The sequence below is a fragment of the Mycobacterium sp. genome (assembly GCF_035603715.1).
Taxonomy (GTDB): Bacteria; Actinomycetota; Actinomycetes; order Mycobacteriales; family Mycobacteriaceae; genus Mycobacterium.
In genome coordinates, this window is sequence record NZ_DATNJW010000408.1 from 1 (window position 1) to 7,517 (window position 7,517).

Annotated in this window: 6 protein-coding genes and 1 pseudogene; 4 read left to right on the forward strand and 3 right to left on the reverse strand. The window is 64.3% G+C overall.

The window, feature by feature from the left end:
* From VN856_RS16850 to VN856_RS16865, 4 genes are all read left to right on the forward strand, one after another.
* Positions 1-454: HNH endonuclease signature motif containing protein (locus VN856_RS16850; protein WP_325691004.1), on the forward strand; the 454-nt coding region annotated here is incomplete at its 5' end.
* Positions 455-649: 195 nt separating this feature from the next.
* Positions 650-1,366, forward strand: coding sequence for a maleylpyruvate isomerase N-terminal domain-containing protein (locus VN856_RS16855; RefSeq protein WP_325691006.1), 717 nt, complete (start codon positions 650-652; stop codon positions 1,364-1,366).
* Between the two features lie 218 nt (positions 1,367-1,584).
* A complete protein-coding gene (locus VN856_RS16860; RefSeq protein ID WP_325691008.1) occupies positions 1,585-1,887 on the forward strand; it encodes a DUF732 domain-containing protein in 303 nt (100 codons plus the stop codon).
* A 58-nt stretch (positions 1,888-1,945) separates the two neighbouring features.
* Entirely contained in the window at positions 1,946-3,409 is a 1,464-nt protein-coding gene (locus tag VN856_RS16865; protein ID WP_325691010.1) for an NAD(P)/FAD-dependent oxidoreductase, read from the forward strand.
* Here VN856_RS16865 and VN856_RS16870 read toward each other — a convergent pair.
* The 3 genes and pseudogenes from VN856_RS16870 to VN856_RS16880 form a co-directional block, all read right to left on the reverse strand.
* Positions 3,399-4,316, reverse strand: coding sequence for a pseudouridine-5'-phosphate glycosidase (locus VN856_RS16870; RefSeq protein ID WP_414686981.1), 918 nt, complete (start codon positions 4,314-4,316; stop codon positions 3,399-3,401). The two genes, VN856_RS16865 and VN856_RS16870, sit on opposite strands and share 11 nt — an antisense overlap.
* Before the next feature lie 14 nt (positions 4,317-4,330).
* Entirely contained in the window at positions 4,331-6,655 is a 2,325-nt protein-coding gene (locus VN856_RS16875; protein WP_325691013.1) for an APC family permease, read from the reverse strand.
* Between the two features lie 71 nt (positions 6,656-6,726).
* Positions 6,727-7,517 (reverse strand): annotated as a pseudogene (locus VN856_RS16880) (DNA-binding protein); the annotation flags it as partial.

The window sequence follows — 7,517 nt, forward strand, 5'->3', positions numbered from 1 at the left end:
CGGGCGCGGGCTGACCGGCGGCGGCACCCTGTTGCCGATGAGCGATGTGATCCGGCTGGGCTCCCACGCCCACCACTACCTGGCGATCTTCGGCAACGGCAAAGCTTTGGCGCTCTATCACACCAAACGTCTCGCCTCACCCGCGCAGCGAATCGTCCTCTACGCCAAGGACCGTGGCTGCACCTTCCCGGGCTGCACCATGCCGGCCAACCTCTGCGAAGTCCACCACACCGACCCCTACGCCACCAACCCCGTCACCGACATCAACACCCTCACCTTCGGCTGCGGCCCCAATCACGATCTCGCCGAGCACGGCTGGACCACCCGCAAAAACCACGACGGCGACACCGAATGGATCCCCCCGCCGCACCTCGACCACGGCCAACCCCGCGTCAACACCTACTGGCACCCCGAGAAACTGCTCCGCGACGACGAAGGCGAGGATGGACCGTAGTCGACGTTGTTCGGGGGATCGCTGGCCATGGCTACCATTTCTGCAATGGCTTCCGCGCGCGACGAGGGCATTCGTGACGCAGTTTTAAGACTCGCCGAGGAAGATGCCGCGTTCGTTAGCAGAGCTCCGAGTTCCTACGGCACCAGCCGTAAGCCGCGAGAAATCCGAGTACCCTGCCCGCCGTACGCTTAGCCGGTGGAGGAGGCAACCAAAGCCGACATCCTCGCCGTGCTAGACGACAGTGGGAAGCGGTTCGTCTCGATGGTCCGGGGGCTGGATCCGGATCGCGCCGCGCGACCGGTACCTGGGCTCGCCTGGACGGCCGTTGAGACTGCTGCGCACGTTGTAACCGTGCTCGGCAGGCTGCTTGGCGATCGTCGACGCGCCGCCACAAACGAGGGGGTTGCCGAGCTCAATGCGACCTGCCTCTCGGAGTACACCGACCGAGATATCAACGATATCGCCGACCGGCTCGAGGCAAATCTGCGTACGGTGATCGACCACGTCTACTCCAAACTCGACTTCGACCGTCTGTATCCCTTCCACGGTGGATCAACGATCTCTGGCGGTGGCGGGGCTCGATGGATCTTGTGCGAGCTGCTCGTCCACGGCTATGACATCGCCGCTGCAACCGGAAACCAATGGGTGATACCGCCTGCGGAGGCATCCATCGCGATTCGTGGTCCTGCTGAGTCAATGAATCGGCTGGTTGAGAGCGAGACCTCTACCCGACATCGGGTGTATCTGGGAAAAGACGACACAGTCGAATTCGTCGCGTCCTCAGGACCCCTGCCCGCCGGTGACGAGCCGATCGACGCGGAACCCGACGAGTTGCTCCTGGCTTTCTTCGGAAGGATTGAAGTGTCCGATCCTCGTTTGGCGGCGGTTGTCGCTGACCTGCCGCCCCTCTAATTAGCTCGGGCCCGCGAGGACCTCTTCGGGATTGACGTGGTTAAAGCGTTCTTTAGCAAATCGGGGGCAACCACCCGTCAACACCTACTGGCACCCCGAAAACTCCTACGCGACGACGACGAGGACGTCCCGTAACTCGCGGTCGTCAGTGATCAGTGCCACTCTTAGCCATGAATGTCCATAGAATTCTTCCGGCCTTCGCGGCCGGCGCTTTTTTCATGACGGGTGCTGTCGCTCACGCTGACGCCCAGGATGACCAGTTTTTGGGGTTGCTGTCCAGGGACGGAATTTCCGGGGGCCCTCCAGACCAGTTGATCGCGCTTGCGCATAGACGGTGCGACAACGACAGTCTTCCTCGCTCCGCAATCTTCACCCTGCACTTCGGCGCGCAGCCAAGCCCGTTCAGCAGTGCCATGTTGCAGCTTGCCGCCGACCTGGAAAGCCAGGGTGTGCCGGGTGCGCAGGTACGACCGTTCTTGTTGGACGCCATCAGCGTGTACTGCCCGGACGCCCATAGTTGATCGCCGCCGCGCGCCATAGCTCTTGCCGAGGCAGTTTCGGCGGGCATACCGTTCTCCCATGACCGCCACGCCCCAGAGGCGGGATCCCCGGATCGTCATCGTCGGCGCCGGCATGGCGGGGATCGCCGTCGCTCATGTGCTGAAACAGTCTGGCTTTAACGACTTCACCATCCTGGAGAAGGGTTCAGACGTCGGCGGCGTGTGGCACTGGAACCGCTATCCGGGGCTGCGTTGCGATGTGCCTTCCTACGGCTATCAATTCGCCTTTGCGCCCAAGCCCGACTGGAAGCACGTGTGGGCGACCGGCGACGAGATCCAGCGCTACCACCGCGACCTCGTCGACACGCTGGCGCTGAAATCGCATCTGCGGCTTGACTGCGAAGTCACCGAGGCGGTGCTCGCGGACAACCGATGGCGGGTCTCCACCGCGAGTGGCGAAGAGATCGAGGCGGACTTCGTCATCGCAGCAACCGGAATCCTGCACCACCCGTTCATCCCGGACCTGCCGGGCCTCGACTCGTTCACCGGACCGGTGGTGCACACCGCGCGCTGGACTGACATCGATGCGCACGGCAAACGGGTGGCGGTGATTGGCGCAGGTTCGACTGGAGTACAGGTCTTTTCAGCGTTGCAGCCCGAGGCGGCACACATCACCCATTTTGTCCGAACGCCGCAATGGGTGATGTGGATGCCGATGCGACTACGGCAACCCCGCATCGTCAGTCGGCTGCTGCGGAGGTTGCCGAGGCAGGACAGGACGGTCAGGCTCGCGCAATTCGCCGGCTCCGACTACCTGGTCGACCTGGTCATCCGGCCGACGTGGCGCCGTCGGGCGGCCCAGCGTTACGGGTGGATGTGCTTGCGAGCCCTGGTGCGGGACAAGGATCTTCGTGCCAAGTTGACCCCCGACTACGAACCGTTCTGTAAACGGCAGGTGCTCTCTGGCGACTACTACCGGCGAATCTCCAAGCCGAACGCCAGCTTTGTCAGCGAGCCGATCGCCGAGATCACGCTAACCGGGCTACGAACCACCGACGGCGTCCACCATGATCTGGATGCGATCGTGCTCGCCACCGGCTTCGCGGCCCACAACTACATGCGGCCGATGACACTTCGCGGCCGCGACGGACTGTCGATCGACGACGCCTGGGCGAAAGGCCCTCGGGCCTGGGGAATGACCGCGATCCCCGGATTCCCCAACCTGTTCATGGTGCTCGGCCCCAACTCGCCGACCGGGTCCATGTCGCTGCAACACGTCGCCGAGTTGACCGCGCGCTATATCACCCGTTGGCTGCAGCGGTTCCGCGACGGCGAGATCACCGCCGTCGAGGTAACCGAGGAAGCCACCGACCGCTTCGCGGACGACGTCGCCGAGGCGATGGTGCCGACGGTGTGGAATACCGGTTGCAATTCTTGGTATTTCGCCGACGATAACCACATCGACTTGTGGCCGTTCGACCGAAAGCGGTTGACCCGCATGCTGAGTCAACCGAAAGACGACGACTACATCCTCACGCCGTGAGCCGGCGATAAGCCACGGCAATCTCCGCCGCCAGCCGCGCATTGGACAGCACCAGCGCGACGTTGGCCGACAGCGAGGCACCGTGCGTCTCGCGATGGAAGTAGTCGAGCAGGAACGGCGTGACGTCCTTGCCGTACACACCCGCGGCTTGGGCGGCGGCCAGCGCGGCGCCCAGAACCCGGTCGTGCAGCGCACGGTCCATCTCATCCGCGGGCGCGATCGGATTTGCAAGCACCAGCCCATAGCCGTCGGTGCCCAGCCGCCGTCGAGCGTGCAACACATCGGCGACCTGTTGCGGCGACTCCACTCGCCAGCCGACCGGATGACCCGAGTCGGCCAGGTAGAAGCCGGGGAACCGATCCGTGCGATAGCCGATCACACCGACGTTGAGCGACTCGAGCCGCTCGAGGGTGGCGCCGACATCCAGGATCGACTTGACGCCGGCGCAGACCACCAGCACGCCGGTGCGCGAGAGGGTCATCAGGTCCGCGGACTCGTCCCAGCTGTCGCGCGCATTGCGATGAACGCCACCCAGCCCACCCGTGGCGAACACCGAGATGCCCACTGCCGCAGCCAGATGCGCGGTCGAGGCGACGGTTGTCGCGCCGTCCCCGCCCCGTGCGGCGAGCACCGCGACGTCGCGGACGCTCACCTTGACCACCGCGTCGCTCTCGGCGACGCGCCGCAGTGCCGCATCGCCGAGCCCGATGTGCGGCTCGCCGTCGATGATCGCGATCGTCGCAGGCACCGCCCCGCCGGCTCGCACCGCCGCCTCGATCTCGCGTGCCACGCGCAGGTTGTCCGGTCGCGGCAGACCATGACTGATGATCGTGCTCTCCAGGGCGACAACCGGAAGGCCGGCGGCCAGTGCGTCGGAGACCTCGGGGTGGAGTAGCACGGGTTGCACCCTACGTCGCCGCCCTAAGTCTCCTCGGGCGTCTCGATCACCGAGTACGTCGGATCGTCCATCGCTACCTGCTTGTTGCCGCTCTGGCTCGCTTTTCCCGTCACGCGCAGGACCTGGCCGGGTTGAATGTCGTCGCCATGCCCGGGCCGGAAGGTCACCCGGACCTCGCCGCTGTCATCTCCGACGACGATCCAGCGGAACGTTTTTCCACGTTTGGTGATGTCTTCGACTTGGCTGACCCGGCCCTCGACCGTGGCGCGGCGCCCCGGAATCAGATCGTTCACACAGATCACCGCGGCGGGCTTCTCCGGGTGCTCGTAGTCTTCCGCGGGCTCTTCTTCGCCCCGCCAAATCCGCATCTCGATCTCTTCGAATTTGGCAGCGATGCGCTGCTCCAAGATGTCCGGGAACGCTTCGCGGATCCGGGACTGCACGTCGTAGGGAACGATGGTGGCCGCGGCGTCCGGGATTCGGCTGACCGCCTGGGAGATCTTGTCCGCGGTTCGGTCGTGCAGAAGGCGTCCCAGCAGCGGCGCATACGTCCGGCGCGGCAGCAACACCGTCACGTGGGTGTCCCGACGCTCGTTTCGGGCCTTCACGACCAGGATTTGCACAGCGCGGACGATCTGTCGGTCGGGGCAGTCGATCACCCGCAGCCCGATGTCGAGATCGAAGTCATCCCAACGCTTTCGCAATGCGGCGGCGTGGTCGGAGTCGATCATGAAATGCACCGCGGTCAACTCGTCGGCCCGTAGCCCCTTGCCATAGCGCAGCGCTTCGAGCACCGCGAGATCAAGCGAGTTGACGCAGACGAACAACCGGTGGCGTGCGTACTTGGTCATCTGCGGACGGTCGGTGCGGAATGCCTCCAGGATCGCTGACTCGGCCCGGTATTCGCGGTTGAGCCGAATCAACCCGAAAACCAGTATCGGGAAGACAACGACGACCAGCCAGGCGCCCTCGGTGAACTTGGCTACCGCGAAGATGCCCACCACGATCGTCGACAACACCGCGGCGGTGAAGTTGATCGCCAGCCGGTACCGCCAGCCCCGTTCACGATGCGTCAGATGATATTTGGACATTCCGTAGCCGGCCATCGAGAAACCGGTGAACACCCCGATCGCGTAGAACGGCACCAGCGCGTTGACCGATCCGCCGGTGAACACCAACAGCGCCACCGAAAGTGCCGCGAGCGTGAGGATCCCGTTCGAGAACACCAGCCGATAACCGCGTTGCATGAGCTGGCGGGGCAGGAAGCGATCCTCGGCAACGAAACTCGCCAACGCGGGAAACCCATTGAAGCTGGTGTTGGCGCCGGTGTACAAGATGGCCGCGGTCGAGACCTGAACCAAGACGTACATGCTGTCGCCGATGACCCCGTTGCCGAAAACCGCTCGGGCAATTTGGGAGAGCACCGACGGATACTCACTCAGATACGGCGCAGCATGAGTGGCGTAGGCAAGATAGCCGACACCGGCCAGCAGGAGCCCCAGAATGCAGGCCATCGCGGTGAGCACTCGGCGTGCGTTGACACTCTGCGGCTTCCGAAAGACGTTGACGGTATTGGAAATGGCTTCTACCCCGGTCAGCGACGAGCCACCATTGGCGAACGCCCGCAGCACCACCAAGACGGTCGCGCCCATCACCAGGCCGCCGGTGTTATGCACCGGTACCGCTCCCGCAGCGTGGCCAGGATCGTATTGCGGAAGCCCCCAAACGAGATGCCGGACAACGCCAGTCACGATCATCGCGATGAGCATCACCACAAACGAGTAGGTGGCGATGGCAAACGGCAGCCCCGCTTCACGCAGTCCACGCAAATTCAGATAGGTGATGAGCAGTACGACGGCGACAGTGATCTCCATGCTGTAGGGCCCCAGAGCCGGCAGCGCCGACGCCACCGCAACCGTGCCCGCCGCCGACTGCACTGCCACCGTCACGACGTAGTCGATCAACAGCGCGGCGGCCGCCACCTGTGCGATCTTGGGTCCGAAGTTCTCCCGCGCCACGATGTAAGAGCCGCCGGCCTTGGTGTAAACCATCACGACCTGCCGGTACGACGCAGCAACCAGAGCGAGGATCACCAGGATCACACCCATGATCGGCAGCAGCAGGATGAACGCCGCGAGCCCGGCATGCGGGAGCAGTTCCGTCAGAATCTGCTCGGGACCATACGCGGTGGACGAGATCGCGTCGGGCGAAAGCGCGCCCAGCGCAACAGGATTCGATAGGCGCTCGTTGGACAGCTCCTGGGTGATCAGCGGCTTGCCCAGAAAAACGCGCTTGACCACGTCGGAGAAGGACGGAGGTATGTCCTGCTCGTCGAGCTCAGCTGTCACGACCACCTCCTCCGAGATTAGGCGTCGCCCGCCGTTCGACCGTACTAGGTGCGACCCGCTTTGGTCAGCGCATCGGGATCAACCCGTGCGATACGCGACTCCACGTCGTAGGGCACGATGATCGCGGTTGCACCCGGGATGCGGCTGACCGCCCGGGCCATCTTGTCGGCCGTGCGGTCGTGCAGCAGCCGGCCCAGCATCGCCGAGTACGTCCGGCGCGGCAGCAACACCGTCACCTTGGTCTCCGGGTGGTCTCGTTTAACCTGCAGCACGAGCTCCTGCGCAGACCGGCTCAAATGGCGGTCCGGACAGTCGATCACCCGCAACTGAGTGTCGTGCTCGAAGTGCTGCCAGCGCTCCTGCAGCTTGGCCGAATGATCGGCGTCCACGACGAAGTGCACCGCGCACAATTCGTCGGCGTGCAAGCCTTTGCCGTAGCGCAACGCTTCGACTTCGGCGAGGTCGACCGAGTCCACGAAAACGAACACCCGTAGCCGCGCGTACTTGGCCAGCTCGGGGCGCTCGGTGCGCGACATCTCCAGGACCGAGGCCTCGGCACTGTACTGCCGATTCAGCCGGATCAGCGCGTAGACCAGGATCGGGAAGACAATGACGACCAACCAGGCGCCCTCGGTGAACTTGGCCACCACGAAGATGCCCACCACGATCGTCGACAACAGTCCCGCCGAGAAGTTGACGGCGACTTTGCGGCGCCAGCCGTGCCCACGACCGATGCGGTGGTGTCTGGTCATGCCGAAGCCGGCCATCGCGAACGCGGTGAACACCCCAATGGCGTAAAACGGCACCAAAGCGTTGACCGACGCGCGGGTCACCAGCAGCAGTGCCACCGCGAGCGCCGTCA

Bases quoted from the DNA above. Each gene is read 5' to 3' on its own strand.
- VN856_RS16860 (WP_325691008.1), top strand. From the start codon at position 1,585: ATGACGGGTGCTGTCGCTCACGCTGACGCCCAGGATGACCAGTTTTTG.
- VN856_RS16865 (WP_325691010.1), top strand. From the start codon at position 1,946: ATGACCGCCACGCCCCAGAGGCGGGATCCCCGGATCGTCATCGTCGGC.